Raw genomic sequence first — 26,370 nt, forward strand, 5'->3', positions numbered from 1 at the left:
CGCTGACACAGCACACGGTGTAACCCGGCGTCAGAAAATTTGCACGCCATCAGGGGTGTGAGCGCGCGCCCAATATGGCTGAATGCGGATGTTTGAATCGCGCGTCAGGCCACCGTTATTTTCGATACCTGAACTGGTGGCGGCTTTGATCAAAAGGATGTCAATCCGTCGATTGAAACAACCTCACACCGGCCTAACCCACGACGTCACTTTTCCAGCACATAGGTCCCCGGTGCATCGGCCAGAGCCGGGAACTTGCGCCGCCCGGCACCATAGGCCGGCACCATGTCGCCAGTGCGCGCGTTCAGCCAGGCAGTCCAGTCGGGCCACCAGCTGCCGGTTTTCTTCGGCGCGTCGGCCAACCAGGTCTGGGCCTCTTGCTGCGCCGTTGGCTCACCAATCCAGTACGAGCGCTTGGGCGGGTCCACCGGTGGGTTCACAATGCCCAGAATGTGTCCCGAGGTGGACAACACAAAGCGGACCGGCGCATCCGGACTCAGCACGTGGCGAATGCGGTAGCACGCGGTCCACGGGGCAATGTGGTCGTCCTTGGCTGTCACTGCATACAGCGGCTGCGTGATGCGGCCCAGGTTGATCGGCTCATCGGCAATGGTCAGCGCGTCGGGCTGGATCAGGCGGTTGTGCAGGTACATCTGGCGCAGGTAATACGAATGCATGGCTTGCGGCATGCGCGTGGCGTCCATGTTCCAGAACAGCACGTCAAACTTGGGCAGTTTTTCGCCCAGCAGATAGCTGCTGACCCAATAGTTCCAGATCAGGCTGTTGGAGCGCAGCAGTCGAAACGACGCGGCCATCTCGTTGCCGTCCAGATAGCCTTTTTTAGCCATCAGCTTCTCCAGTCCGCTCAGGCTTTCTTCGTCGATAAACACGCCTATCTCGCCGGGGTGCGAAAAGTCGGTCAGGGTGGCAAACAGCGTCCAGTGGGCCACTGGTATGCGATCGGCACCAAAACGCTTGTTGGCCCAGGCCATGTAGGTGCTCACCAGCGTACCACCAATGCAATAGCCCACCAGATGCACCTGCGGCACCTTGCACAGTGCCGTCACCTCACGCACGGCGGCATCCACCCCTTGCAGCAAATAATCGTCAAAACGCACGTCGCGCATTTCGGCGTCGGGGTTCTTCCAACTGGTGATAAAGACCGAAAAGCCCTGGTCGGTCAGATGTTTGACCATGCTCTTTTGCGCCGTCAGGTCCAGAATGTAATACTTGTTGATCCACGGCGTGACGATCAGAATCGGCATGGCGCGCACCTCCGTCGTGGTGGGCGTGTAGTGGATCAGCTCCAGCAAGCGGTTGCGAAACACCACCTTGCCAGGCGTGATGCCCAGGTCTTTGCCGACCACAAAGGCATCGGGCTCGACCATCAGGATGTTTTTGGCATCCATGTCGCGCATGAAGTTTTGCCAACCGGCCAGCACGCTTTGCCCTTGCGTCTCCAAGTAGCGGTTGATGGCCTTCGGGTTGAGCCAGAAGAAGTTGGTGGGGGCCAGCATGTTCAGCCCGACGCGTTGCCAGAAATCAGCCACCTGGCGCTCATGCTCGGTCAGATCCGGCGTTTGCGCGACCGCGGTTTGCAGACGGTGCGTCAGCAGCAGGTATTGTTCTTTGATCAAGTCCCAGGCTGGCCAGTCTGACCAAACCGGGTCGGCAAAACGCTCATCATCGGGATTGCGTGGCTCCGGGTCACCCTCAGGGATGCCCAGCATGCGCCGCGCTCCGTGGCCATAGATTTTCAGCAAATCAGACGTCAGTGCCGAGGTAAAGCCCCACAGCTCCTGGGGATGCCGTGCCCAGGCCGCCTGTGCCTTGAGCTGTGACGACAGCATGCCAAAGGGGTCTAACGCCTGAGTGAGGGCATTCAACCCGGCCTCAAGGGGCGCGGGCGTCTTGGTGACAGGCTCAGGTGATATGTGGGTGGCTTGCTTGAACATGATTCATACCCTTTGTTAAAAGCGCGCCATGCTTGGACGCGCAACTGACATAGTACGGGCGCACGAAGCCGCCCGCGTGCGATTAGGTCAAATATGCATCAAAAAACCAGATCTGCCGGCCCGGCTCAGGCTCTTCTGATAGCGCATGAAGGGGCCACTGAGACCTTGCAGTACGCCCACCTCACTTCTCAGCAGCGTTGCACCGACGCTAAACCATGGCATGATCCATGCACAGGGCAAAGATGCTCCCCAGGTTGCACAAGGCTGGCTTACCCAGAAATTTTTTTGCAAATCAGTGCAGATCAGGTGCGTCTGGCGATTCTTCGCAATGCCAGTGGCATTTGATGTTACGCGTGCGACCTTGCTATTTGCGATTTATGGTGTAGCTTTTCGTACTTTTTTGTTAGACAAACCCTAACTGCCACCCACTGACACCATGCTGCTGCTTCTTGGCGTTCCATCCTGGCAGAAGCCCAATGGTGAAGCGGTTCAGTTACCCGCCAGTCTGCCGGTTTGTCTGCTGATTTACCTGACGTGCCAGGGGCAGTGGGTTGATCGTGACACGCTGGGGACTTTTTTTTGGCCAGACCGTGCGCCCGATGAAGCCAGACATAACCTGCGCGTTAACCTGCATCGCGTGCGGCAATTGCTGATCGCGCGGGGATGTGAGGCCTGCTTGCAAAGTGAACGCAGCCGGGTCAGCCTGCTGCTCCCCAGTGACCTGCAAACCCTGCAGATGGCCGTAACGACGGCTGACGGTGCCACGCTGGCCAAACTGGCACCGCTGCAATGGCTCAGCAGCTTTCGAGTGACCGGATTCGCGGTTTTTTTTGAATGGGCTGAAGCTCTGGAAACGCAGTTGCGCCTGGACTGGCGGTCGGCCGCTGCGCTGGCCCTCAAAACCGGCTCGCGTGACCAATCACCTGCGCCCTGGTTGGATGCCTTGCGCACGAAGCTCGCCCTGCTTGAACCTGATGTTGAAACGCCCGAGGATGCAGCGCCATCCGCGGCCACCCCTGCCAACCTGGTTGGGCGCAACACCCCTTTGCAAACCCTGCGTCAGCTACAGTTTCGCGCGGTGTTGCTGACGGGTGAAGCGGGCATGGGAAAGACAACCCTGCTGGCAGCTGCCTTTCAGCAGGTGCCCACGCTGTATGGCCGCGAAGGGCTGACACAAATTCCCTACCGCCCGCTAGTTGAATGCCTGCAAGCCCACATGCCTGCCTTGCGCGCGCGCCTGCGCAACACTGATGACGAGCTGAGCGCCTATCGCCTGGATCTGGCCCGGCTGCTGCCACAACTCGCACCCAAAGAGGCGCTACCGCCTTTGGACATGCATACTGCCAAGGCGCGTCTGCTCGAGGTATTGGCCCGGGTGTTTGAGGGCTTGAGTCCCTGGCTGGTGGTGGACGACTTGCAGTGGTGCGATGCCGCCAGTCTGGAATTTCTGGCGCTACTGACGCACCGCGGGGTGGTGCGCTGGCGTGCTGGCGCCAGGGCTTATGAACTCAGCAGCAGTCAGCGCGAATGGGTGTCGAGCCTGGAGCGTAGCGGTCACTTGCATCAGCTGGTGCTGCCCGGTCTGGGTCGCCATGCAGTCGAAAGTTTGTGTCAGCAACTTCGTCCTGATCAGAGCTGGCAGACCGAGCAGGTGCTGCGTTTGTGCGATCTGAGCGGAGGCAACCCTTTCGCTTTGCAGGAGATGCTGCGATTTGATCCATTCGTGCTGGCGACTGGTGTGCCCACAGACAGCCGCAGCCCGCCCTTGCCAGTGAGTGACATGCTGCAACGCAGGCTCAGGGTGCTGACACCTGCCGCCCGGTCATTGGTGGAAGCCGCCGCTGTGATGGGACAACCCATGCCGCTGGCGGTGCTGGCGCAGGTGGCCGATTTGCTGCCCGCCCAACAGTTGCAGGCGGTCCGGCTGGCGCTGGAGTCAGATTTGCTGCGCGAAGATGCCAGCGGGCTGGCGTGCCGCCACGACTTGATACGTTACGCCGTGCTGGCCGACTTGAGCGCCAGCCATCAGCAGGTTTTGCACCACAATGCTGCGCTGGCCATGGCCGCACGCGCCGAAGGCGAAGCCGAACCACTGGCCGTGGCGGCGCACTGGACGGCGGCGCACGAACCACAGACGGCGCTGGCCTGGATGCTGCGCGGTGCCGTTCAGTTGAAACGACGCGGCCGGTTTGAAGAAGCGCGTGGCCTATGGAGCCGCGTGGCGCAAGAGTCGCTGGATGCCACCCAGGCCCTCCTGGCCCGGTTGGCTCTGGCCGAGTGTGAACTGCTAGACAACCTGAGTTCTGGCCGCATGGCACTGGAGTTGATTCTGGCGCAGGTACCCGCCGTGGCCGACCCACTGCAGCGGGAACACATCGAAGCGCAAACCCTGTCAGGCCTGGTGGACAACTTGGTGTTTGCCGGCAACATGGCGGCAGCGCGCCACCACGCCGGGCTGCTGCGTCCGCTGATGCCCAGACTGCGGGTGGACGACCGCATCCACGCCTGCGAAGTGCTGATTGAATTGGCCATGCGTGAACCCGACATTGCCGCAGCATGGTCACTGCTGGCACAAGTGAAATTGCTGGCCCCCAACAACCCTTCGACACTCAGCTTTGAAGGCCAGATTCATTGGTTTGCCGGCAATGCACTGGCAGCACGCGATGCCTTTGACGCGCTGCTGGCCAATCACCCCGCCTATTGCAGTGGTCTGACAATTGAAAATGACCTGGCGGTGATGCTGTTTGCCCTGGGTGATCTGGCGCGGGCTGAAACGATGGCGAGGCGCAGTCTGCTCAGTTGGGCGGGCGTGGCGCATACCGAGACGCTGTCGCTGCTGGTGCTGGGGTCGGTGTTGACCAGCGCTGGGCGCTATACCGAAGCTCTGGAGGCCCTGGGCCAGGCGCACCATTTGGCGACAGTACAAGGTTCAGCCCTGTTTGTGGCGGAGGCGCAAGTGCGCCGTGCCCGCCTGTGGATGCAATGTGGACAGTACGACATCGCACTGCAAGATCTTGACCAGGCGGATGAGGCCTTGCACGGCAGCACCGACCCGCTACGGGTATCGCAGTACGCGGTGGTGCGGCTGGATTGCCAGATTGCCGCCGGGCTATTGCCTGATCGCGCACTGATCGAGCGGGTGCAGGGCCTGACCGCTCGCAGCAGCCACCCTCTGATGCTGGCGCGTCTGGCACGCATGCAGGTGGTTCTGGCGCTGTCCGATGGTCAACTTGATCTGGCCGCTCAAGCGGCTCGCCAGCAAGCCGAAACAGCAGGTGCCGCGGGTTTGCTGGAGACCCTTGTGGATGCCCGACTGCTACTGGCGTGTGCTTCTTCAAGCGCTGACGAACGCCGATTGCTGATTGGTGACGCGATGGAACTGGCGCAAAAACAAGGTTTCGCGGATCTGGTCTGGCGTGCCAACGCAGGCATGGCGGGGCAAGAGGGCAATTTGGCCCGGGCGACAGGGTATGAATATCCACAAACGCCTGAGTTTGTTGAGTCCCTCGCGCGCAAGCGCGCCCCGTGGCTGGGCCAATAGCCACAGGTTTTTAACAAAGCCATTACAGACCTGGTTCTGGGTCGTCCCAAGAGACGGTAGAGAGACGGCAGTTACCAACAATACCGCCACTGACTGGGAACGCTGGCTGTTCCCCCCTCGAAAATTTTTTGTCGGCACTCAACTCACATAAGGCTGCCCAAAATGAAAATGGTTCTGTTACCGCTGATAAATGCCGTCACTGATCCGGAAAATTTGCGTTTCGAAATGGTCACGGCCACCCGATCCAAGCCCGCAATGCCGACGCAATCGCAGACGCCCAATCTGCCGCCCATTGCCTCTTTGGGGGCCATACCTGGCTGCGCGTACGACGAAATGGCCGAAACGGTCGAACACAGCCTGCTGAGTAGCCATGGTACTGATCACAAAAACGATCCAACCAAGGTACCAAAGGTCAGCCCTTTTTTCGGCTTCGACTGGACCACCCTGCCAAGCTTGTTCATGGTTGTCTTTGACAGCAGCATTCCCGGCAGCGTGAAGAATGACGCATTCATTGAAGGTGGTACCGCATGTACCGCTTGAAGCAGGCGTCCATCTGGTTCAGTCGCCCAAGCCCTTTGATTTGAACAACGCAGCTGGCATACAGAACCTGGCTTCGATGTGATCTACAGACAGCTTGCAATTTTCAGCCTTTTCCACCCACCCCCAAAGGAGTTTCATGATGAGAAAAAACCTGGTTTACGCGCTGGCCCTGTCAGGCTTGGCTGTCACCGCATTGCATGCGCAGCCAGTTCTTCAAGCAGGTGTGCTGACTGATCCTGCAGGCAAAACGCTGTACATCTTTGACAAAGACCAGCCCGGCAAAAGCAATTGTGGCGGAGCCTGCCTGCAGGCGTGGCCAGCCTACACAGCCGGTTCTGGAACATCCAGCTTGCCTGAAGTGAGCCGCCTGCCAGGTGATGGCGCACAGCAATGGACCTGGAACAAGTTGCCGCTGTATTACTTTGTGGGCGATGCCAAACCCGGCGACCGTGCCGGCGATGGCAGTGGCGGTGTTTGGCACATCGTCAAGCCTGCAAAGAACACGCCAGCGCCCACCCCGGGCTATTCCTATTGATACCCGATTTTCCTCATTTGCACATTTTTGCTTTTTCTTCCAGGAGATATCCATGAACAAGTTTTTCTTTGCCTGCGTTTCTGCATTGGTCCTCGTCAATGCCGTCCAAGCCCGAGAAGTCGCCTTCTGCGAAGGCAGCGGCTTCACCATCCAGAACTTGGCGGCCAACAAGGTTGGCTGCGCCAAGACGGAACGGGTGCTGGACGATGTGGGTCCGCGCAGGTGCGGGCCCGGTGGCACTCGTGTTGCGGCTGAGGCAGGTGACTTTGGCGATTTGTGCCAAGGTACCGGGCTGGCATCTTTGGCAGCGTTGCCCGCGTTGGACTGCAAGTTGAGCTACGGACCAGATGCCCGAAATCAACTGGTGGCAAATGGCCCGGACCGTTGCCAAAAGCTGAAAAACCAGACCCAACTTGGCAGCATTGGTACCCGCAACGAGTAGATTTTGTATCGCCCGGGGCAACAACGCGGTCGCAACCAGAAAGGATTTGGGCATGTCAACAACCTGCAAGTCAATCGTCTGGCTGGTTTGTTCGACCGGGCTACTGTCGGCCTGCGTCAGCAACCCGAGCCAGCAGACCTTGACGGAGGTGCGCAGCAAGGTCAATCCGGTTGACCGCAGTAGCCGCGCGGTCACCAATTTCACACCGGCGTTGCGCTGCATGGATGAGTTGATGTTCAACCAGGGCGTGCGCGACATCACACTGATGATGGAAGAGTTTCGTGATATCACGCAAAAACTGCCCATCTCAACGCGTGACATGATGACCTCGGCCGTGTCAGACATGACCCGCCGCTCACGCGCGGTGCGGTTGTCTGTGTTTGGCAGTGACCAGCAGAACCTGACCCAGTTCCTGCAACAAGCGCAAAAGCAGTCTGCCTTTGCGGTGGTACCGCAGTACAGCATGCGCGGCAATATCAGCCAGCTTGACGACAGCGTTGAAAAACGCGGTGTGTCGGTCGGTCTGGGCTTGGCCGAACGGCTGTTTGGTGTGCGTTTTGGGAGCGAGACCAAATTTTCGGTGATAGGGTTTGATGCCGCGCTGGTGGAAACCGACGGCATGACCTTGCTGCCGGGGGTTACTTCCAAGAACCTCACGGTTCTAGCCAGTCGCGATGCCAGCGCTGGCGACGGCCAGGCCAAATTGACCAATCCAGGACTGGATGTGGTGTTTTCGTTCTCGGCCTCGCGCTCCGAAGGCACCGCACAGGCAGCTCGCAACATGGTGGAATTGGCCGCCGTGGAACTGCTGGGCAAGTTGGTGCGGTTGCCGTACTGGCAATGCGTCAACGTCAGCGACGAAGACCCTGAGGTGCAGCGCGAAATGGAAGACTGGTTTTTGAGCTTGGATGCCCAGGAGTTACGCAGCTTCCTGCAAGAGCGCATGCGCGAGCGGCGCTATTTTGACGGTGCAATTGACGGGCAGGAAAGTGACCACTTCAACCAGGCCATGGCCATCTACCGCCAGGTGCTCGGCTTGCCGCCGGCGGGCCCCCCGGATCTGGCATTCTTCAAGCAGTTTATCGCAGTGCCGGTTGCAAAAGGTCCACTGGCTGCACTGCCACGCAAAAGTCGACTTGCCGCAGCACCCACTGCCGCTGACGCATCCGAGTCCGTGCTGGCGAGCGTGCCGATGCCTGAGCCGCCAGCTGTATCGGCGGTGGTTCAAATCAACCTGGTCGGCACTGGTGCTGCCAGTCGCAAGGGACTACAGCTGGAAGTGCAGGCCAGTCAGAGTGGTTACCTGTATTGCTACAGCCAGGACCTGGTGAGCCAGAAAATCGTTCGAATTTTTCCAAACCGGTTTGTGCGTGATCCGCGCATTGAGGCGGGTACGCCCATTCGCGTGCCTGACGGACAACGATTTGTGCTCAATCCAGCGGCGCAATACGCCTGCTTGCATGCCCCGCGAGAGGTCTATGGTGACCTCCCAGCGCCCTTGCGCTGGGGTGACTTTGAAGAGATTCGCTTGAAATCGTTTGACGAAATTCGTGGCCATTTCAGTCAGGCAAGCGGTGCCAGCATCGAATTGCAAAGGCTTGCCCGTTAGACGTTTGTACCGCATGGACAGGCGGTACAAACGATTTAATCCGACTACTGAAACGCCACCTCCACAAAACTGCGTAGCTTGCGACTGTGGAGCTGGTCAACGCCTTGCGCGCGCAGCAGTTCCAGCGCGCGCACCCCGATGCGCAAATGTTGGTCCACCCGCTCGCGGTAAAAGTGGTTGGCCATGCCGGGCAACTTGATTTCGCCATGCAGCGGCTTGTCGCTCACACACAGCAGTGTGCCGTAGGGCACCCGAAAGCGAAAACCGTTGGCCGCGATGGTGGCACTTTCCATGTCCAGTGCGATGGCACGGCTTTGACTGAAGCGGCGTTGCGGGCCGTTGTCGGGCAACAGCTCCCAGTTGCGGTTGTCGGTGGATGCCACGGTGCCCGTGCGCATGATGCTTTTCAGGTCGGCACCCTTGAGCTGTGTCACCTCAGACACGGCCGACTCCAGCGCCACTTGAATCTCGGCCAGGGCGGGGATCGGCACCCACAGCGGAAGTTCCTCGTCAAGCACGTGGTCTTCACGCACATAGCCGTGCGCCAGCACATAGTCACCCAGTTGCTGCGTGGTGCGCAGCCCGGCGCAGTGACCCAGCATGATCCAGGCGTGTGGGCGCAGCACGGCGATGTGGTCGGTGATCGTCTTGGCGTTGGCCGGCCCGACACCAATGTTGACCATGGTGATGCCACTGCCATCTGCGCGCTTGAGGTGGTAGGCCGGCATTTGCGGCTGGCGCGGCGGCGGGGTGCCGGTGGTTGGATTGCCATTGGGGGAAACACCTCGGGTCGTTACCACGTTGCCCGGCTCGACAAACGCTCTGTATTCACTGGCTCCCTGCGCCATCTCGGCATGGCCCAAGGCGATAAATTCATCAATATAGAACTGGTAATTGGTGAACAGCACAAAGTTCTGAAAGTGCTCAGGTGCCGTGCCGGTGTAGTGGCGCAGGCGCTGCAAGGAATAGTCCACCCGGGTGGCGGTGAACAGGCTCAGCGGCTGAGCCTCACCCCGATGTGGTGCGTAGGTGCCATTGGCTATGCCATCGTCCATGGCCGTCAGATCGGGCAGGTCAAACACGTCGCGCATGCGCTGGCGCCGCTCAAAGCTCAATTCGCCCTCGATGTGTTCGTTATCGGCAAATGAAAAATGCACCGGGATCGGCTGGTTGCTGGTGCCAATTTCCAGCGCGACCTGGTGGTTTTCCAGCAGCAGGGTGAACTGTGCCAGGTAATAGCTGGCGTACAGGTCAGGGCGGGTCAGCGTTGTCTCAAAGCGGCCCGCACCCGCGACAAAACCGTAACTCAGACGCGCTGTCTGGTCTGAGCCGCGCCGGGCCACGGTGTCGGTCTGCACCCGCACAAAGGGGTAACAGGCGCGCACATGGCCGGGGAGTTCGGCGCCTGCGACATAGGCCTGCATGGCCTGGCGCAAATGGGCAATGCTGGCATCGTAGATCAGTTGCGCCTGCGCCAGTGCGGCGGCGGGGTCGTTAAAACGCTGCGGTGCGATGAAGTCGGGTAGATAAGACATGGGCGGCATTGTTCCACGTCCGTGTGACAGGCGCGTGATGCCATACTCTGTCCCCAAAACCCAATGACACCATGCTCAAATTCACCTGTTGTGACCAGATCCGCCAGTTCTCCCAACCCGGCAACGCGGCCTTGCTACGCGGCATTCAGCGCGGTTATGAGCGCGAATGCCTGCGCGTGGACCTTAGTGGCCAACTCGCCACAACCCCCCACCCACTGGCGCTGGGCAGCAAACTGACGCACCCCTGGATCACCACCGATTACGCCGAAAGTCTCCTTGAGTTCATCACCCCCCCTTCGCCTGACCCGGCTTATCCGTTGAAGTTTTTGACCGACATCCACCGCTACAGCGCGCGCCAGCTCAACGGCGAGTTGCTCTGGGCGGGCTCCATGCCATGCAAGATCGGCGCTGACCCGGACATTGCCATCGCTGACTACGGAAAATCCAACAACGCCCAGTTCAAGATGGTGTACCGCGAGGGCCTGGGCCTGCGCTACGGTCGTGCCATGCAGACCATCGCCGGGGCGCATTACAACTGGTCGCTGCCCGACGACTTCTGGCGCGTCCTGCGCGACATCTGCCCGGGTGGCGAGAGTTTGCAAGACTATGTGAACCAGCGTTACTTTGGCCTGATCCGCAACTTCATGCGATATGGCTGGCTGGTGCCCTATCTGTTTGGTGCTTCACCGGCGCTTTGCAAAAGTTTTTTACAAGGTCACCCCAGCGACCTGGTTGAACTCACCCCCGGCACGCTGCACGGACCTTACGCCACCAGTCTGCGCATGAGCGACCTGGGCTACCAGAACCACTCGCAAGACAAACTGGCGGTGAGCTTCAATTCCCTGGATGCCTACACCGCTGCGCTGGAAACCGCCATCCGCACCCCTGACCCCTATTACCAAGAACTCGGCATTCGCGAAGGCGATCGCTGGCTGCAGCTCAACGCCTGCCTGCTGCAAACCGAAAGCGAGTTTTACGCCCCGATGCGTCCCAAACGCGTCGGACTGCGGGGTGAACGCCCGGCACTGGCACTGCAGCGGTACGGCGTGCAATACGTGGAGATGCGCCTGTTTGACCTGAACCCTTTCATCGACATCGGCATTGCCCCGGAGCAAAGCCTGTTTGCCGACACCTTGCTGCTGATGTGTCTGCTGCGCACCAGCCCACCCATCACCGCGCGTGAACAAGGCGAAAACGACGAAAACAAGCACCGGGTGGTCACGCGCGGGCGCCAGCCCGGCCTGCAGCTGCTGCTGCATAACCGCGAACAAGCTCTGCGCGCCCTGGCGCATGAACTGTTCGACGACATGGCTCCCTTTGCTGCCATGCTCGACGGGGCCTATGGGAGCACCGCCTATGCTCAAGCCATGCAGCAACTGCGTCAGCGCATCGACCAGCCCGAGCTGACCCCCTCAGCGCGCGTGATTGAAGCCATCCGCGAGCATGGCAGTTATTTCGACTTTGCATTCGAGATGTCGCAAGCCCACACGCAGACCCTGCAGTCCCAGCCACTCGATGACGCCACGCAGGCACGCTTTGCCAGCAGTGTGCAGAGCTCGCTGCAACAGCAGGCTCAAGGCGATGACGAAGACGCCGCCCGGGGTCAGCCATTTGAGGACTTTGTGGCGGCATATTACGCTTGAGGTTGTTTTGTCTCGCGACCAGCACAACACAGAATGCGCTGTTTTCGCCATGGATTCTGCAGGACTTGCCTGGTTTTGACTGCAACCACTAAATATGGCTTCAGCCCATATTAAGAAGGCTTGGTGCGCTACTTTTTGGAAAGCGATTTCGTGACCACTCATGGCCCTCATCACCACTCGGACAAACACGAGCATGCAAACTTTTAGAATCCAGCCTTTATCCCTACCACCTGGAAATGATGCGATGATGAAATTCACCAAAAACGCGCTGGCGACCGCCATGCTGCTGGGCTGTGCCGGACTGACCCTGGCTGCCACCATCCCTGCCGGCGTTCAATTGCACCCCAAACAGGAAATGGTGCGCAACAACGGCTCGGAGCCCGACACGCTTGACCCGGCACGCGCCGAAGGCGTGCCCGCCAACAACGTCATTCGCGACCTGTTTGAGGGCCTGACCGCCGTAGACGGCGCTGGCAACACGGTGCCTGGCGTGGCCGAGAGCTGGAAACAGGTCGATGCCAAGACCTGGGTGTTCAAGCTGCGGCAAAACGCCAAGTGGTCCAACGGCGACCCGGTGACGGCAGAAGATTTCATCTACGGCATGCGCCGCTTTGTTGACCCCAAGACAGCGTCTGAATACGCCGCCACCTTTGGTATCTTCTTTGTGGGTGGCAAAGAGATTGTTGAAGGCAAGAAACCGCCGACAGAATTGGGCGTGAAAGCGCTCGACAAATACACGCTGGAGCTGAAAACCCCGTTCCCGGTGGGCTTTATGCCCTCGCTGGTGTCCAACCTGCAACTCGGCCCCGTCCACAAAGCCAGTCTCGAGAAGAACGGCAAAGACTGGACCAAACCCGGCAACCTGGTGAGCAATGGTGCCTACACCCTGGCCACCTGGGACGTGAACGCCAAGATCGTTTTGGCCAAAAGCCCCACCTACTGGGATGCCAAGAACGTGCAGATCACCAAGTTCACCTACCTGGCAGTCGAAGACGGCAATGCCGACGTGAAACTGTTTGAGTCAGGCGAGAACGACATGGTGTACCAGTTGCCGCCAGGCACCTTTGAGAAGTACAAGGCACAGTACCCGAAAGAGATCCACAACTCGCCCATGCTGGGTCTGCGCTATTACTCGTACCTCAACACCGACCCGCTACTCAAGGACATCAAGGTGCGCAAGGCCTTGTCGATGGCCATTGACCGCGACATCCTGGCGCAGCGTGTCACCGCAGACGGGCAGAAACCCGCTTATGGCGTGCTGGTGGAAGGCGTCGAGGGCGGCGAGCCCACCACCTACGACTGGACCAGCTGGCCGATGGACAAGCGCGTGGCCGAAGCCAAAAAGCTGCTGCTTGAGGCCGGTGTCAAACCCGGCACCAAGCTGAAATTCAGCTACAACACCAGTGAATACCACAAGAAGATGGCGATTTTTGCAGCCTCCGAGTGGAAAACCAAGCTCGGGCTGGACGTGGAACTGGATGCCATGGAGTTCAAGGTGCTGATCAAGAAGCGCAACGACGGTGAGTACCAGATCGCCCGCAACGGCTGGGTGGCCGACTACAACGATGCCACCACCTTTTTGACGCTGGTGCAGTGCGACTCCGACCAGAACGCGCAGAAAAACTGCAACCGTGAGGCAGAAAAGCTCATCGATGAAGGCAACCAGAGCCTGGATGCGGCCAAGCGCAAGAAGCTCTTGACCCAAGCCTCCAAGATGATCATGGACGACTACCCGATGCTGCCGCTGCTGCAATACACCCAGCCGCGTCTGGTCAAGGCCTATGTGGGTGGCTACACCAGCACCAACAGCATGGACCGCTACCGCGCCAAAGAGTTCTACATCATCAAGCATTGAGCCTTTGACTCAAGCTTGCCGCCGACCCGTCACACGTGTCGGCGGTTTGTTTTTTGCGGGCCGGATGCCATAAGCACCTGATCTGCTGACCTGTTACAGGAGTTTTGCTGATGTGGACCTACGCGCTGCGCCGCCTGCTGGCGACCATCCCGACGCTGCTGGCGGTCATCACGCTGTGCTATTTGCTGCTGCACCTGACCCCCGGCGGCCCGTTTGACACCGAGCACAAGATTCCCGAGGCGGTGCTGGCCAACCTGCAGGCCAAGTACCATCTCAACGAGCCGCTATGGAAACAGTATTTGCTTTACCTGGGCAGCCTGCTGCAGGGCGACCTGGGCGCGTCTTTTCGCTACGAAGACTGGAGCGTCAACGATTTGGTGGCCAAAGCCTTGCCGATCTCAGCGGCCATTGGCGGCGGCTCACTGCTGATGGCGATTTTTATTGGCGTGGCGCTTGGCACCATGGCAGCACTCAAACAAAACAGCCTGGCCGACTACCTGACCATGATGATGAGCAGCGTGGGCAGCGTGTTCCCGTCGTTCGTCATCGGACCGCTGCTGATTCTGGTGTTTGCGTTGTGGCTGGGCCTGGCACCGGCGGGTGGCTGGGACAACTTTGCGCCACGCTACATGGTGCTGCCGATGGCGCTGCTGATCTTCATCAACGTGGCCACCATCGCCCGGGTGATGCGCGGCAGCATGATCGAGGTGCTGGGCAGCAACTTCATCCGCACCGCACGTGCCAAGGGCTTGCCGATGCGCACGCTGGTGCTGCGCCACGCCATGAAACCGGCGCTGCTGCCGGTGGTGTCGCTGATCGGGCCGATGGCGATCTCCTCCATCACCTCGGCCGTGGTGACCGAGTCGGTGTTTTCACTGCCGGGGCTGGGCAAGCTGATTGTGACGGGTGCGAGCAACCGCGACTACACCCTGGTGCTGGGTCTGGTGGTGCTGGTGACGGTCGTCACGGTGGTGTTTAACCTGCTGGTCGACCTGGCCTACGCGCTGCTGGACCCCAAGATTCGCTATTGAATGTATTGCTACCAGCGTTTATTGCATAAGCGCTAGAGGCGATTTTGACCCAATATTCACATGTTCAAAAACAAAGATGACGCGCTGGTGGCCAGCCTTGGTGCAGCGCTGGAGCCCGAGCTACAGGGCCACAGCCTGTGGTACTCGGCGCGCCTGCGCTTTATGCGTAACCGGGCGGCGGTATTCAGCCTGGGGCTGCTGTCACTGATCACCTTGGCCTGCATCGTCGGCCCGTGGCTGCTACCGCACGCGTTTGACTCCGCCGACTGGGACGCCATGAGCAAGCCGCCCACACTGCAGAACTGGCACCTGTTTGGCACCGACGACTCCGGGCGCGACCTGCTGGTGCGCACCCTGATGGGCGGGCGCGTGTCGCTGATGGTCGGGCTGATGGCCACGCTCTCATCGGTCAGCCTGGGCATTGCCTGGGGTGCCGTGGCCGGTTTTATGGGTGGCAAGGTGGACGCGGTGATGATGCGCGTGGTGGACATGATGTACGCCGTGCCCTACCTTCTGATTGCGATCTTGATGGTCACGCTGCTGGGGCGTGCCTTTTACCTGGTGGTGATCACCATCACCGTGTTTTCATGGATGGACATGGCTCGCGTGGTGCGCGGCCAAACCTTGTCGCTTCGAAGCAAAGAGTTCGTTGAAGCCGCGCGCGCCATTGGCGTGCCGACGCGTCGCATCATCTTCGGGCACATCGTGCCCAACCTGCTGGGCATTGTGGTGATCTACACCACCGTCACCGTACCGGGGGTGATACTGACCGAATCGGTGCTGTCGTTCCTGGGGCTTGGCATTCAGGAGCCGATGACGAGCTGGGGCGTGCTGATCCATGACGGCGCCCAGGTGATGGAAATCTCGCCGTGGATCTTGATCTTTCCCGGCTTGATGCTCTCAGCCGCGCTGTATTGCTTCAACTACATTGGCGACGGGCTGCGCGATGCACTCGACCCCAAAGACCGATAGGGCTTGGCCATGAACTTGCTTGAAGTCAAAGACCTCGCCGTGCAGTTTGCGACCCAGGATGGCACGGTCTATGCCGTCAATGGCCTGAGTTTTGCCCTGGACAAGGGGCAAACGCTGGGCATTGTGGGCGAAAGCGGCTCGGGCAAAAGCCAGACCGTCTTGGCGCTGATGGGCTTGCTGGCGCGCAATGGCCGCGCCACGGGCCATGCGCTGTACCACGGGCAAAACCTACTGACACTGCCCGCACCGGAGCTGAACCGGATCCGCGGCAACCGCATGGCGATGATTTTTCAGGACCCGATGACCTCGCTCAACCCCTACCTGACGGTGGAGCGGCAAATGACCGAGGTGCTGCAACTGCACAAGGGGCAAGACCGCGCCTCGGCGCGTGCTGCGTCTGTGCGCATGCTCGACGCAGTGCGTATCCCCGAAGCCGCCAAGCGCGTGGACATGTACCCGCACGAGTTCTCAGGCGGCATGCGCCAGCGCGTGATGATTGCCATGGCGCTGCTGTGCGAGCCCGAGGTGCTGATTGCCGACGAGCCCACCACCGCCCTGGACGTGACGGTGCAGGCACAAATGCTGCTGCTGCTGCGCGACCTGCAGCAGGACTTTGGCACCGCCATTGTGCTGATCACACACGATCTGGGCGTGGTGGCCGGGCTGTGCGACCAGGTGGTGGTGATGTACGGCGGGCGTGTGATGGAGCAGGGCAACGCGCAGCAACTCTTCAAGAACGCCACCCACCCGTACACGCTGGGCCTGCTCAAAGCCGTGCCGCGCATGGACCGCGATGACGCGTCGCTGCTGGCCATTCCCGGTGCACCACCCAATATGGCGCGCCTGCCCAAAGGCTGCCCGTTCAGCCCGCGCTGCACCTTGGCCGATGCGCGATGCCACAGCACACTGGCACCGCTGCAGAGCCTGGCCGCACCGAGCGGTCACCTGCGCGCCTGCCACCGCGAAATCGCCACGGTGCAAGCCGCCGTGCAACAGGAGGCCGCCCATGGCTGATACCCGCCAACCCATTCTGTCGGTGCGCGACGTCAAGGTCGAGTTCAGCATCAAGGATGCCAAAGCCTGGCCGTGGACCCCACCGCGCAGCCTCAAAGCCGTGGGCGGCATCTCGTTTGACCTGTACGCGGGTGAAACGCTGGGCGTGGTGGGCGAGTCAGGCTGTGGCAAATCCACCCTGGCGCGCGCGTTGCTCAACCTCAACCCGGCCAAGTCCGGCAGCATCCGCTGGATGGGGCAGGAAATGCAGGGGGCTTCTGAATCAGCCTGGCTGTCGGTGCGCAAAGACATCCAGATGATCTTCCAGGACCCGTTGGCCAGCCTGGACCCGCGCATGACGGTGGCGCAAATCATTGCCGAGCCGCTGCGCACGCACCACCCTGAGCTCAGTCACGACGCTGTGATGACCCGGGTGCGCGCCATTATGGGGCGCGTGGGCCTGACGGCGCAGCAGATCAACCGCTACCCGCACGAATTCTCTGGCGGGCAGTGCCAACGCATCGGCATTGCGCGCGCGCTGATTCTGCAGCCCAAGCTGATCGTGTGCGACGAGCCGGTGTCCGCGCTGGACGTATCGATTCAGGCACAGATCATCAATTTGCTCAAAGAGCTGCAGGCCGAGTTTGGCCTGGCACTGATCTTTATCGCGCATGACCTTGCGGTGGTACGCCACATCAGCCACCGCGTGATGGTGATGTACCTGGGCCGCGCGATGGAGTTTGCCGACAAACACGCGCTGTACACCGACCCGCGGCACCCCTACACCCAGGCTCTGCTCTCGGCCATTCCGATCCCTGACCCGGAGCTGGAGCGCAACAAGGTGGTGCAACTGCTGCAAGGCGACCTGCCGTCGCCGATGAATCCGCCTTCAGGCTGTGTGTTTCGCACCCGCTGCCCCAAAGCGCAGGCACAGTGTGCGGATGCCGTACCCGAACTGCGCACCACGACAACGCCCGGCTCGCAAGTGGCCTGCCTATTGACATGACGGCCACGCCAATCGCATGGCGCCCCATGCGATTGGCTTCTTCCGCAGTCTGCAGACCTGTCGCAATGACGCGCAGCCCCCAGTCTTGCGAGCCAACCCAGGTCACCTTAAGAATGGGTTAAGAACGCTTGAGTAAGCTATTGCTTCTTCCAAGGGAAGGAAATCAAGGTGCTTGCCAGGTTTGCGTTGATGAATGGTCTACCGCGAAGGGGCATGCCTTTCGGAATTTTTCACACCGGAAACGGCTTGCCATGACATCCCTGCAGCTTTTCCTTTGGATTGTGGGCGCCATCCTCTTGCAGTTGGCGATCTACCTTGGCATTGTTTTTTCACGCCACTGGCTGAACTACCAGACCCTGCGCCTGAGTGTCGAACGTGGCGAGCTACCGACTGCGCTGGCGCCCGACCCGCTTGAATCTGAAAACCTGCCTGCGGCGTGGAGCGGACTGCGCGACTTCAAGGTGATTCGCAAGGTGGTTGAAGATGAGGCGCAGGACATCTGCTCGTTTTATCTGGCTCCACAGGACGCACAGCCCTTGCCGCATTTTTGGCCCGGTCAGTTCTTGACCTTTCGACTGGCGATTGCAACAGCAGACGGTGACGCCGAGCGGCTAACGCGCTGCTATTCGCTGTCGGACGCACCGCGTCAAGATGCCTATCGGGTGTCCATCAAGCGCGTGCCCGCCCAAAACAGCCATGCGCCCGGGCGCTCGTCGAACTTCTTTCATGATCAGGTTCAGGTGGGCAGCGTCCTGCAGCTGCGCGCGCCCGCAGGGCACTTTCATATTGACGCTGGCCATGGACCGGTGGTGCTGATTGCTGGCGGCATCGGCATCACACCCATGCTGAGCATGCTCAACTGGTGCCTGCCCGCCCAGCCCGGGCGCGAGGTCTGGCTGTTTTATGGGGCGCGCACCCGCCATGAACTGATGGCGCATGGGCACCTGAAGGCATTGGCCGACCAACACCCGAACTTTCACCTGCATATTTGCCTGAGCCAAGCCGCTACGGGTGACGTGGCGCGACAAGACGATCAGCATCCTGGTCGGGTGGATGTAGCGCTGCTGCGCCGGTTGCTGCCGCTCAAGCCCTACCACTACTATCTGTGCGGCCCTGCCCAAATGCTGGAAACCATGGTGCCGGCGCTGGAGGACTGGGGCGTGCCGGATGCACACATCCATTTTGAAGCCTTTGGCCCGGCCAGCGTCAGACGCAAAAACGCGGGGACCTCAGCGATGGAGGATGAACCGGGTTCCGCCACAGGCCAAGTCGTCACGGTGACTCTTGCCAGATCTGGCAAGCAATTCGCTTGGGACGCCGCCGCGGGCAATTTGCTCGACTGGGCCGAATCGCATGGTATTGCTGTGGATTCAGGTTGCCGCTCGGGTAGCTGCGGCAGTTGCCAGACCCGCATTGCCGCAGGCCAGGTGCGCTATCGGCAGAAGCCAGACTTTGACCCGGAACCCGGTAGCTGCCTGATGTGCGTGTGCCAACCCAAAACCAGTGTGACCCTGGAGCTCTAGATGGAAAAATCCCTCTGGCGTCGTCATGTACTGCCCTTTACCTTTTTGCTCGGCGCAATGGCTGCGGCAGCCATTGCCGGTGACTACCTGCTGCATTGGTTCAAGCTGGTGTGGGTCGGTCGCTATTTGGGCATCCCCGGCACGCTGCTGATCATCGGGTCACTGTATTACTCTCTGCGCAAGCGCAAGTATGTGAGTAGCGGCGAGCCCAAGATGCTGCTGAAACTGCACGAATACAGCGCCTGGCTGGGCTCGCTGATGGTGCTGATCCACGCCGGCGTGCATTTCAACGCCATCCTTCCCTGGCTGGCCACGGTGGCGATGGGCATCAACGTGATCAGCGGCCTGGTGGGCAAGATGTTGCTTAACAGCGCGCGCCGACATGTGCAAGGCCAGCGCAGCCATTTCCAACTGCGCGGCCTGTCAAAACCCGAGGTGGAGCAGGCGGTGTTCTGGGATGCGGTAGCGCTGGACGCCATGGCGCGCTGGCGCAAGGTGCACATCCCGATCTTTATCGTGTTTTCGGTATTGGCACTGGGCCACATCGTCAGCGTGTTTTTGTTCTGGGGCTGGGTATGAACAAGTGGCTGAAGATCATCCTGGCCTTCAATCTGGGGCTGTTGGCGGCGCTGGTGTTTATCTACCCCGAGCTGATGGTGAGCCCGGGCAAGCTCATTCCCGGCCACAAGGCGCTGGAGGGCGACTGTTTTGCCTGCCATGCGCCGTTGACCGGTGCCAGTTCGCTGCGTTGCACCAGTTGCCACAAGCCAGCCGACATTGGCCTGCTGGCCACCAACGGGCGGGTGCTAACCAAGCCAGCCACCAAGGCCGCCTTCCACCAGGAGCTGAGCAGCCAGGACTGCGTGGCCTGCCACAGCGACCATGCCGGTGTCAAACGCTTTGCCCGCGCCCGCTCGTTTGACCACAACCTGCTTAAGAAAGCCACGCGCGATCAATGCCAGACCTGCCACAAAACCCCGACTGATTCGCTGCACAAGCAAATTACCGGCAACTGCCTGCAGTGCCATACGCAGGAGAAATGGACCCCCGCCACCTTTGACCACAACCAATATTTTGTACTCGACCGCGACCACAACGAAACCTGTGTCACCTGTCATGTGCGCAACGACTACAGCCGTTTCACCTGCTACGGCTGCCACGAGCACACGCCCGACAACATCCGGCGCAAGCACATCAAGGAAGGCATCAGCAAGTTTGACAATTGTGTGGAGTGCCATCGCAGCGCCGATGAGCACGACATCAAGGGCCGCAATGAAGGTCGTGGCAAGCGTGACAATGACTAACCCAACACCGCAAGACCACTGATCGACATTCCCCCGATGATTTCCCTGTTGCCCACCCGGTACCTGACACCGCAGCACTTGCTCAAGGTGTCGATCGGCGTGGCGGCGACGACCATCACCCTCAAGACCCTGGCTTGGTACGTCACCGGCTCAGTCGGCTTGCTGTCAGATGCGATGGAATCGTTCGTGAACCTTGCCAGCGCCATCTTCGCCTTGATGATGGTGACCATCGCGCAACGCCCCGCGGATCAGGAGCACCCCTATGGCCACAACAAGGCCGAGTATTTTTCGTCGGGTTTCGAAGGGATATTGATCGTTGGCGTATCGATCGGCATCATCTGGGCTGCCGTTTCGCGACTGCTGCAGCCGCAGCCGCTGCAAGAGCTGGGCTGGGGGCTGGCCCTGTCCGTGTTAAGTTCTGCGCTGAATGGTTTGCTGGCCTGGGTGATGTTTGGCGTTGCCAAAAGACACCGGTCCATCGCGGTGGAGGCTGATGCCCGCCATTTGGTGACCGATGTCTGGACCTCGGTGGGCGTGGTGCTGGGGCTTACCGGCATGGCCCTGACCGGCTGGCTGTGGCTGGATGCGCTTGCCGCCATTGGCGTGGCGCTGAATATTCTGTGGGAAGGCGGCCACCTGATGTGGCGCTCATCGCAGGGTTTGATGGATCAGGCGGTTGAACCCGATGTGCAGCGCGATATTGACATGGTGTTGGCCAGTTTTGATCAGCCAACCATTCGCTTTGACCATGTCATCACCCGTCGCTCAGGGCAACGCCGCTTTGTTGACCTTCACATGCACATGCCGGCCAACTGGACGCTGGGGCAAGCCGCCCAGGTCAGGGGTAACGTCGAGCAGGCCTTGATGCGGGCGGTGCCGGGTCTACGTGCCACGATCCAGCTGCTGCCCAGCGATGTGGAGGCGAACCAGGACGAAACTGCCGAACCGCCAGCGACCGCTACCAACTCATGAAACCGTTCGCCCTGAACCTGGTCGAAGGGCTTTTCATCGCACCGCCGCTTTGACAAGATCAGCACGAAACGGTGTATTTCACATTAAGTACCAGCCCGAGCCCAATCCAGTAACGGCTGCAGCACGCTGGCACCGAGCCGCTTGGAGCGTTCGCCGTTCCAGCCGACCTGCGGATCGGGCAGATTGGCGTTGTCCTTGAACGGCATCTCAATGGTAAAAGCCAGGCAGGCAAACTGCTGGCCGACCCAGTTGGTGGCCAGCGTCATATTGACCGCACCATTTTTTCCGCGCGGGTAACCATAGGTCGTCTGGAAGTCCGGACTGGCAGCCAGCCAGCTGGTTTTGAACGCTTCTTGCAGCGCCTGAATGCGCGGGTTGAAGCCGGGGGTTTCTTCGGTGCCGGCGACAAAGTTGTAGGGCAAGCCTTCGTCGCCGTGCACGTCCAGAAACAGGTCCACCCCGGCTTCGAGCATTTTCTTGCGCACCCAGAACACCTCGGGCGACCGGGCCAGAATGGGTGTGGCCCACTCGCGGTTCAGGTTGGCTCCCGCCGCGTTGGTGCGCAGGTTGCCACGCACCGCGCCATCAGGGTTCATGTTGGGCACCACATAAAACTGGCATTTGTCGAGCAGCACGCGCGACACCGGGTCGGCATCGTCGAGCAGGCGCTCCAGAAAACCCTCGGCAAACCATTCGGCCATCGACTCGCCGGGATGCTGACGGGCAATCAGCCAGACCTTTTTTTTCTCCGGCAACAGTGTGGCACTTTGCGCATCGGTGACGTGCAGCAGGCTCATATCGCGCCCGTCAAGCGTGCTGCCCAGGTGTTCCAGCGCACCATGTGGTGAGCTGGCGGCCGAACCCAGCAAATCCAGATGACGCTCGTATGAATACGGCTCAAAGTAAGCCAGATAAACACAGTTGCTTTGCGGCGTAAAGGCCACGCGCATCACCTGGCCGTCAAAGTCGGTGCTCAGGCGAAACCAGTTCTGGTGGTCGTAGCTGCACGCCATGCGGTAACCCTCCCAGCCCTTGGGGTAGGTGCACTGCCCGGCGTTCATGAAGTTCAGACACACCGGCTCGCCTGCGGCGCAGTGCAGGCAAAAGCAAAACCATTGGGCAAATTCGCTGGCGTTGTCGGGGCGGATATTGAGCTGGATGTTTAGCGGGTCAGTCAGGCTCTGCACCTGAATGGCACCGGCATCGAACTGACTGGAAATATGAAGTGTGGGCATGGGCTTGTTCCAGGAAGATGACTGATTCTAAGAGCTACGCCAGTATTTACATGATAAATTGGTCTCCAGCCTTTTCTACATATGCGATGACAGCTATGAATTTTGTGATGATTTATCGCTGGCAGAGTGCGCCACGCATGTTGGTGAACCCGTGTGCACTGCGACGCATAGTGCACACCAGTTTCAGCCCATGCTACGCAACATCACCCTGACCGCAGACGATCAGCTCATTGGCCAAGCGCGAAAGAAAGCCACGGCGGCACTCAGCACGCTGAATGTGGACCTTCGCAAATGGCTGGCAAGCTGTGCCGGTTCACACAACGACGCTGCCGTGTTGCGCTTTCGGGCCGTCATGCAACAACTTGGGCAGGTGGATGCCGGGCGAACATTTACCAGGTGATTCAGGAATTTGCCAACGTGGCCACGCGCAAATTTGCCAAGCGTCTCACCGCTGACGAATGCCAACCGTTCATCGACGCGGCCTTGGCCTTGCAGACCAGCACTGGCTATGGCCTTTATGACTGCCTGATCCTGTCCAGTGCACTGCAGAGTGGTGCCACCGTGGCCTTCAGTGATGACCTGCAACACAAGCAACGGATTGACGGCACCCTGCGCATCGTGAATCCGTTTTTAAATCTGGCAATGCAGGATTGAGCTGGTCAACCGGCCAGCACTTCGGCGTTGAAGTCTTCAATCATCTTGTCAAGATCGGCGCACTGGGTGCGCAAGCAGCCCCAGTAATTGCGGTGGTCATCCCACTGGGCACGCAATTCTTCGACCGTTTTTCCAAGTTGCTCGACCCACGAGAAATACTTGAGCTGATGCACACGCCGCTTGTCAACGTGTGACAGCTCCATCACGTAATCCAGCGAGATTCCTGACAGCCGGTCGTAGTCACGGTCAGCCTGGCGCTGGTCGTAAACACCCCGCTCGGCGGTGAGTTCGGTCAGGCGGCTCTGGTACATCGCCATCGAATCGGTGAACACGGTGAACACCACATCGTTCTCGCCCAGCTCATAGTACTTGGCGAACTTGATGGCACCAATCATGTTGCCGATGCTCGAAATCCCCATCCATTCCAGTTTGTCGAGGACCTCTTGGCTGACCCCGTTTTCAGCCAGTAATTTTTGACCGGCGGGCTCGTTGAACAGCCGGATGAAACGGATCGGCAGCTCGTCATCGACACCGATGGCTGTGTCGGTGTCGCGCAGGTTGTGAATCCAGGGAATATGCTTGTCGCCGATGCCCTCGATGCGGTGGTCACCAAAGCCGTTCTCCAGAATGGTCGGGCATTGAAGGGCTTCGGCCACACCAACTTTTGCGCCAGCAAAGTTGTCGCGCAGGTAAGAGCCCGCCGCCATGGTGCCAGCTGAGCCCGACGAAAGCACCGCGCCGGCCACCACATCGCCGGGGCGGGCGATCTGTTTGAACACTTCGGCCATTGCCGGGCCGGTCACGTTGTAGTGCCACAGAGAGTTGGGCAACTGGTCAAACTGGTTGAAGATGATGGCCTCGGGGCGGGTGCGCTCCAGCTCGATGCACTTGTCAAAAATTTCCTTCACGTTGGATTCGCAGCCCGGCGTGGCGATGACTTCTTCGGCCATCGTGCGCAGCCAGTCAAAGCGCTCCTGCGACATCCCCGCCGGCAGAATGGCGACCGAGGGGCATGTCAACAGCCGGGAAATGTAGGCCCCGCCGCGACAATAGTTGCCGGTGCTGGGCCAAACCGCTTTCTGGGTTGTTGGGTCGAAACGGCCGGTGACCAGTTCGGGCAGCAGGCACGAAATGGCCGGGCCGACTTTGTGCGCGCCGGTCGGGAACCACTTGCCAACGATGCCGACAATGCGCGCCTTGGTGCCGGTGATGGTACGCGGCAGTTCGATGAAATTGACACCGCCGAAATTACCACCCTTGTCAGTCGGTTCGTTGTGCCAGTTGATGCGAAACAGGTTGCGCACATGCACATCCCACAGGCCGATGCTCGCCAGCTCTTGTTTGATGGCATCGGGAATCAGCGCCGGGTCGCGCATTTGTGCATAGGTGGGCAGCAAGATGCCATTCTCGCGGCAACGCTGGATGTTCTTTTTGCGTTGGACGGGGTTGATGTTCAGGTCGATCATGGTGTTTCTCCGTTATGTTTCAAAGGGTCAATCCGAGGCCTTGTGCGGCCGCCTTGATGTCTTTCAGGCCGTTTCCGGTAATCAGCAACAGGCAACTTTCCTCGCGCGCCAAGCTGGCCTGAACCTTGATCCAGCCGGCAAACGCCGTGCAGGAGGATGGTTCGGCAAACAGCCCGGAGCCGCTGGCAAGCGTCTTCTGGGCAGCAAGAATTTCATCGTCAGAAACGACGACGGCTTTGCCGCCATGTTTCTTCAGTTTGGACAAGGCATGCAAGCCGTTGCGCGGTACATCCACGGCGATCGAGTCGGCCAGGGTTTGTGATGAACGGGGCGGGCCGAAGGGGTCGCCTTCGGCGTGTGGTGTCGTCAAGGCACGTGCGATGGCGCTTGAGCCCTGCGCCTGGCAAGCCCAGATCGTGGGTATTTTGGTGATGCGGCCAAGTTCAAGCAGGTTCTCGAAGCCCCGATAGACCCCAGCAATGATCACGCCGTCACCGACCGGAACAAAAACATGGTCTGGTGCGCTGGCCCCCGCCCGTGCCAGATCGTCGATGATTTCGAAGGAAACCGTTTTCTTCCCTTCAATGGTCAAGGGGTTATAGGCGGTGTTGCGCGACAGGGCGCCGGTGCGATCGGAATATTCGCGCGACAAGTCAAACGCCTGATCGTAGTTGCCATCGACCGACACCAGTTCGGCCCCGTACTGCAGCACCTGGATGCGCTTGGCAATGGGTGCATTTGCCGGCAGAAAGACCTTGATGTTCAGGCCGGCAGCGGCACCGACCGCCGCCATGCTCGATGCGGCGTTGCCGGTGGATGCCAGCACGATTTCCTGAACGCCGTGCTGGCATGCAAACGCTGCCACCAGCCACGAAGCGCGGTCCTTGAACGAACCCGACGGGTTGCAGGTATCGTCTTTGATCCACAAATGGGGGGCATCATATTGCTCGCGCAAGCGCTGCGGCGCCCACAAGGGCGTGTTGCCAACCGGAATCGGGGGGAACCACTGCGGCTCTACTGGCAGCGGAATGATGCCTGGATCTGGCTCGCCCTCCCAGGCCAGCTCCAACACACCTTCAAGCGGTCGATCAGCTTGCTGCTTCTTGGCGCAAACATCGCATAGATAGCGGCCCGGCACCAGGTCGTAGCGCGCGCCACATTGATCACAACGGCAAAACCACTTCATGTTCAGTCCTTTCTGTCAGTCGCTCAGGTGGCGCGACAGTGCGTCACTGAGCTGGGCATTACTCAAGCGGGCAGAGCCTTTCACGAAGCCAGGCGCAGCAGGGTATGCAGCAGCACGTTGGCACCGGCCTCCAGGTCCGCCGGGCTGGTGAATTCCTTCATGTTGTGGCTGATACCACCGGCACTCGGTACAAAGATCATCGCGGTCGGGCAGACGCGGGCCAGCATCTGGGCGTCGTGGCCGGCGCCGCTGGGCATGCGTTTCACACGCAATCCGAGACGCTTGGCGGTGGCTTCGACCAGCGAGATGCTGTCCGGATCAAAGTCCACCGGTTCAAAGCGCGCCAACTGGCGGCTCGACAGTGTCACGCCTT

General features: G+C 60.0%; 23 protein-coding genes. 17 read left to right on the forward strand and 6 right to left on the reverse strand.

Going from position 1 to position 26,370, the window contains the following annotated elements:
- Positions 1-206: 206 nt before the first annotated feature.
- Positions 207-1,955, reverse strand: a complete 1,749-nt coding sequence (locus KBF66_RS09640; RefSeq protein ID WP_296655694.1) for an alpha/beta fold hydrolase — start codon at positions 1,953-1,955, stop codon at positions 207-209.
- Between the two features lie 436 nt (positions 1,956-2,391).
- Between KBF66_RS09640 and KBF66_RS09645 the strand changes: the two genes are divergently transcribed.
- The 5 genes from KBF66_RS09645 to KBF66_RS09665 all read left to right on the forward strand — a co-directional run bounded on the left by KBF66_RS09645 (position 2,392) and on the right by KBF66_RS09665 (position 8,622).
- Positions 2,392-5,496 carry an AAA family ATPase gene (locus KBF66_RS09645; RefSeq protein ID WP_296655697.1) on the forward strand — a complete coding sequence of 1,035 codons (3,105 nt, stop codon included), beginning with the start codon at positions 2,392-2,394 and terminating at the stop codon, positions 5,494-5,496.
- A 162-nt stretch (positions 5,497-5,658) separates the two neighbouring features.
- Positions 5,659-6,036, forward strand: a complete 378-nt coding sequence (locus KBF66_RS09650) for a hypothetical protein (protein WP_296655701.1) — start codon at positions 5,659-5,661, stop codon at positions 6,034-6,036.
- A gap of 139 nt (positions 6,037-6,175) precedes the next feature.
- Positions 6,176-6,571: a hypothetical protein gene (locus KBF66_RS09655; protein ID WP_296655704.1), complete on the forward strand. Its 396-nt coding sequence runs from the start codon at positions 6,176-6,178 to the stop codon at positions 6,569-6,571.
- Between the two features lie 52 nt (positions 6,572-6,623).
- Complete coding sequence (locus KBF66_RS09660; protein ID WP_296655705.1) at positions 6,624-7,013, forward strand: hypothetical protein; 390 nt, start codon at positions 6,624-6,626, stop codon at positions 7,011-7,013.
- Between the two features lie 52 nt (positions 7,014-7,065).
- Positions 7,066-8,622 (forward strand): DUF4384 domain-containing protein, encoded by a 1,557-nt coding sequence (locus tag KBF66_RS09665; protein ID WP_296655707.1) that lies wholly within the window; start codon positions 7,066-7,068, stop codon positions 8,620-8,622.
- A 44-nt stretch (positions 8,623-8,666) separates the two neighbouring features.
- On the opposite strand, the gene KBF66_RS09670 is transcribed toward KBF66_RS09665, so the two are convergent.
- Positions 8,667-10,157, reverse strand: coding sequence for an AMP nucleosidase (locus tag KBF66_RS09670; protein WP_296655710.1), 1,491 nt, complete (start codon positions 10,155-10,157; stop codon positions 8,667-8,669).
- A 71-nt stretch (positions 10,158-10,228) separates the two neighbouring features.
- Here KBF66_RS09670 and gshA point away from each other — a divergent pair, with 71 nt between their 5' ends.
- The 10 genes from gshA (at position 10,229) to KBF66_RS09720 (ending at position 21,456) form a co-directional block, all read left to right on the forward strand.
- A complete protein-coding gene (gshA, locus tag KBF66_RS09675; RefSeq protein WP_296655713.1) occupies positions 10,229-11,800 on the forward strand; it encodes a glutamate--cysteine ligase in 1,572 nt (523 codons plus the stop codon).
- A 244-nt stretch (positions 11,801-12,044) separates the two neighbouring features.
- Positions 12,045-13,655, forward strand: coding sequence for a peptide ABC transporter substrate-binding protein (locus tag KBF66_RS09680; RefSeq protein ID WP_296655716.1), 1,611 nt, complete (start codon positions 12,045-12,047; stop codon positions 13,653-13,655).
- Between the two features lie 110 nt (positions 13,656-13,765).
- Positions 13,766-14,686, forward strand: coding sequence for an oligopeptide ABC transporter permease OppB (oppB, locus tag KBF66_RS09685; protein ID WP_296655719.1), 921 nt, complete (start codon positions 13,766-13,768; stop codon positions 14,684-14,686).
- 60 nt (positions 14,687-14,746) lie between these two features.
- Positions 14,747-15,658, forward strand: a complete 912-nt coding sequence (locus KBF66_RS09690; RefSeq protein ID WP_296655722.1) for an ABC transporter permease subunit — start codon at positions 14,747-14,749, stop codon at positions 15,656-15,658.
- A gap of 9 nt (positions 15,659-15,667) precedes the next feature.
- Positions 15,668-16,672 carry an oligopeptide/dipeptide ABC transporter ATP-binding protein gene (locus tag KBF66_RS09695; protein ID WP_296655752.1) on the forward strand — a complete coding sequence of 335 codons (1,005 nt, stop codon included), beginning with the start codon at positions 15,668-15,670 and terminating at the stop codon, positions 16,670-16,672.
- Positions 16,665-17,657 carry a murein tripeptide/oligopeptide ABC transporter ATP binding protein OppF gene (gene oppF / locus KBF66_RS09700; protein WP_296655756.1) on the forward strand — a complete coding sequence of 331 codons (993 nt, stop codon included), beginning with the start codon at positions 16,665-16,667 and terminating at the stop codon, positions 17,655-17,657. The genes KBF66_RS09695 and oppF overlap by 8 nt, the downstream gene beginning before the upstream one ends.
- 251 nt (positions 17,658-17,908) lie before the next feature.
- Complete coding sequence (locus KBF66_RS09705) at positions 17,909-19,180, forward strand: 2Fe-2S iron-sulfur cluster-binding protein (protein ID WP_296655761.1); 1,272 nt, start codon at positions 17,909-17,911, stop codon at positions 19,178-19,180.
- On the forward strand, positions 19,181-19,759 hold the full coding sequence (locus tag KBF66_RS09710) for a hypothetical protein (RefSeq protein WP_296655766.1): 579 nt from the start codon (positions 19,181-19,183) through the stop codon (positions 19,757-19,759).
- Positions 19,756-20,484, forward strand: a complete 729-nt coding sequence (locus KBF66_RS09715) for a cytochrome c3 family protein (protein ID WP_296655772.1) — start codon at positions 19,756-19,758, stop codon at positions 20,482-20,484. The genes KBF66_RS09710 and KBF66_RS09715 overlap by 4 nt, the downstream gene beginning before the upstream one ends.
- Positions 20,485-20,520: 36 nt before the next feature.
- Complete coding sequence (locus KBF66_RS09720) at positions 20,521-21,456, forward strand: cation diffusion facilitator family transporter (protein WP_296655774.1); 936 nt, start codon at positions 20,521-20,523, stop codon at positions 21,454-21,456.
- An 83-nt stretch (positions 21,457-21,539) separates the two neighbouring features.
- Here the strand turns inward: KBF66_RS09720 and KBF66_RS09725 are convergent, their stop codons facing one another.
- Positions 21,540-22,691 (reverse strand): M14-type cytosolic carboxypeptidase, encoded by a 1,152-nt coding sequence (locus KBF66_RS09725; RefSeq protein WP_296655776.1) that lies wholly within the window; start codon positions 22,689-22,691, stop codon positions 21,540-21,542.
- Between the two features lie 190 nt (positions 22,692-22,881).
- Here KBF66_RS09725 and KBF66_RS09730 point away from each other — a divergent pair, with 190 nt between their 5' ends.
- Positions 22,882-23,091, forward strand: coding sequence for a hypothetical protein (locus KBF66_RS09730; RefSeq protein ID WP_296655781.1), 210 nt, complete (start codon positions 22,882-22,884; stop codon positions 23,089-23,091).
- Between the two features lie 17 nt (positions 23,092-23,108).
- Positions 23,109-23,345: a hypothetical protein gene (locus KBF66_RS09735; RefSeq protein ID WP_296655783.1), complete on the forward strand. Its 237-nt coding sequence runs from the start codon at positions 23,109-23,111 to the stop codon at positions 23,343-23,345.
- A 5-nt stretch (positions 23,346-23,350) separates the two neighbouring features.
- Here KBF66_RS09735 and KBF66_RS09740 read toward each other — a convergent pair whose 3' ends face one another.
- The 3 genes from KBF66_RS09740 to KBF66_RS09750 all read right to left on the reverse strand — a co-directional run.
- Positions 23,351-24,811 carry a pyridoxal-phosphate dependent enzyme gene (locus KBF66_RS09740; protein ID WP_296655786.1) on the reverse strand — a complete coding sequence of 487 codons (1,461 nt, stop codon included), beginning with the start codon at positions 24,809-24,811 and terminating at the stop codon, positions 23,351-23,353.
- A gap of 19 nt (positions 24,812-24,830) precedes the next feature.
- The gene (locus KBF66_RS09745) at positions 24,831-25,997 is read right to left on the reverse strand and encodes a pyridoxal-phosphate dependent enzyme (protein WP_296655788.1); all 1,167 of its coding nucleotides are present in this window, start codon (positions 25,995-25,997) and stop codon (positions 24,831-24,833) included.
- 80 nt (positions 25,998-26,077) lie between these two features.
- Positions 26,078-26,370: M20/M25/M40 family metallo-hydrolase (locus tag KBF66_RS09750; protein ID WP_296655791.1), on the reverse strand; the 293-nt coding region annotated here is incomplete at its 5' end.

The organism is Rhodoferax sp. (assembly GCF_018063565.1).
Lineage (GTDB): Bacteria > Pseudomonadota > Gammaproteobacteria > Burkholderiales > Burkholderiaceae_C > Rhodoferax.

Coding starts and splice junctions, on each gene's coding strand:
- KBF66_RS09640 (WP_296655694.1), bottom strand. CDS start 1,955: ATGTTCAAGCAAGCCACCCACATATCACCTGAGCCTGTCACCAAGACG.
- KBF66_RS09645 (WP_296655697.1), top strand. CDS start 2,392: ATGCTGCTGCTTCTTGGCGTTCCATCCTGGCAGAAGCCCAATGGTGAA.
- KBF66_RS09650 (WP_296655701.1), top strand. CDS start 5,659: ATGAAAATGGTTCTGTTACCGCTGATAAATGCCGTCACTGATCCGGAA.
- KBF66_RS09655 (WP_296655704.1), top strand. CDS start 6,176: ATGAGAAAAAACCTGGTTTACGCGCTGGCCCTGTCAGGCTTGGCTGTC.
- KBF66_RS09660 (WP_296655705.1), top strand. CDS start 6,624: ATGAACAAGTTTTTCTTTGCCTGCGTTTCTGCATTGGTCCTCGTCAAT.
- KBF66_RS09665 (WP_296655707.1), top strand. CDS start 7,066: ATGTCAACAACCTGCAAGTCAATCGTCTGGCTGGTTTGTTCGACCGGG.
- KBF66_RS09670 (WP_296655710.1), bottom strand. CDS start 10,157: ATGTCTTATCTACCCGACTTCATCGCACCGCAGCGTTTTAACGACCCC.
- gshA (WP_296655713.1), top strand. CDS start 10,229: ATGCTCAAATTCACCTGTTGTGACCAGATCCGCCAGTTCTCCCAACCC.
- KBF66_RS09680 (WP_296655716.1), top strand. CDS start 12,045: ATGATGAAATTCACCAAAAACGCGCTGGCGACCGCCATGCTGCTGGGC.
- oppB (WP_296655719.1), top strand. CDS start 13,766: ATGTGGACCTACGCGCTGCGCCGCCTGCTGGCGACCATCCCGACGCTG.
- KBF66_RS09690 (WP_296655722.1), top strand. CDS start 14,747: ATGTTCAAAAACAAAGATGACGCGCTGGTGGCCAGCCTTGGTGCAGCG.
- KBF66_RS09695 (WP_296655752.1), top strand. CDS start 15,668: ATGAACTTGCTTGAAGTCAAAGACCTCGCCGTGCAGTTTGCGACCCAG.
- oppF (WP_296655756.1), top strand. CDS start 16,665: ATGGCTGATACCCGCCAACCCATTCTGTCGGTGCGCGACGTCAAGGTC.
- KBF66_RS09705 (WP_296655761.1), top strand. CDS start 17,909: ATGACATCCCTGCAGCTTTTCCTTTGGATTGTGGGCGCCATCCTCTTG.
- KBF66_RS09710 (WP_296655766.1), top strand. CDS start 19,181: ATGGAAAAATCCCTCTGGCGTCGTCATGTACTGCCCTTTACCTTTTTG.
- KBF66_RS09715 (WP_296655772.1), top strand. CDS start 19,756: ATGAACAAGTGGCTGAAGATCATCCTGGCCTTCAATCTGGGGCTGTTG.
- KBF66_RS09720 (WP_296655774.1), top strand. CDS start 20,521: ATGATTTCCCTGTTGCCCACCCGGTACCTGACACCGCAGCACTTGCTC.
- KBF66_RS09725 (WP_296655776.1), bottom strand. CDS start 22,691: ATGCCCACACTTCATATTTCCAGTCAGTTCGATGCCGGTGCCATTCAG.
- KBF66_RS09730 (WP_296655781.1), top strand. CDS start 22,882: ATGCTACGCAACATCACCCTGACCGCAGACGATCAGCTCATTGGCCAA.
- KBF66_RS09740 (WP_296655786.1), bottom strand. CDS start 24,811: ATGATCGACCTGAACATCAACCCCGTCCAACGCAAAAAGAACATCCAG.
- KBF66_RS09745 (WP_296655788.1), bottom strand. CDS start 25,997: ATGAAGTGGTTTTGCCGTTGTGATCAATGTGGCGCGCGCTACGACCTG.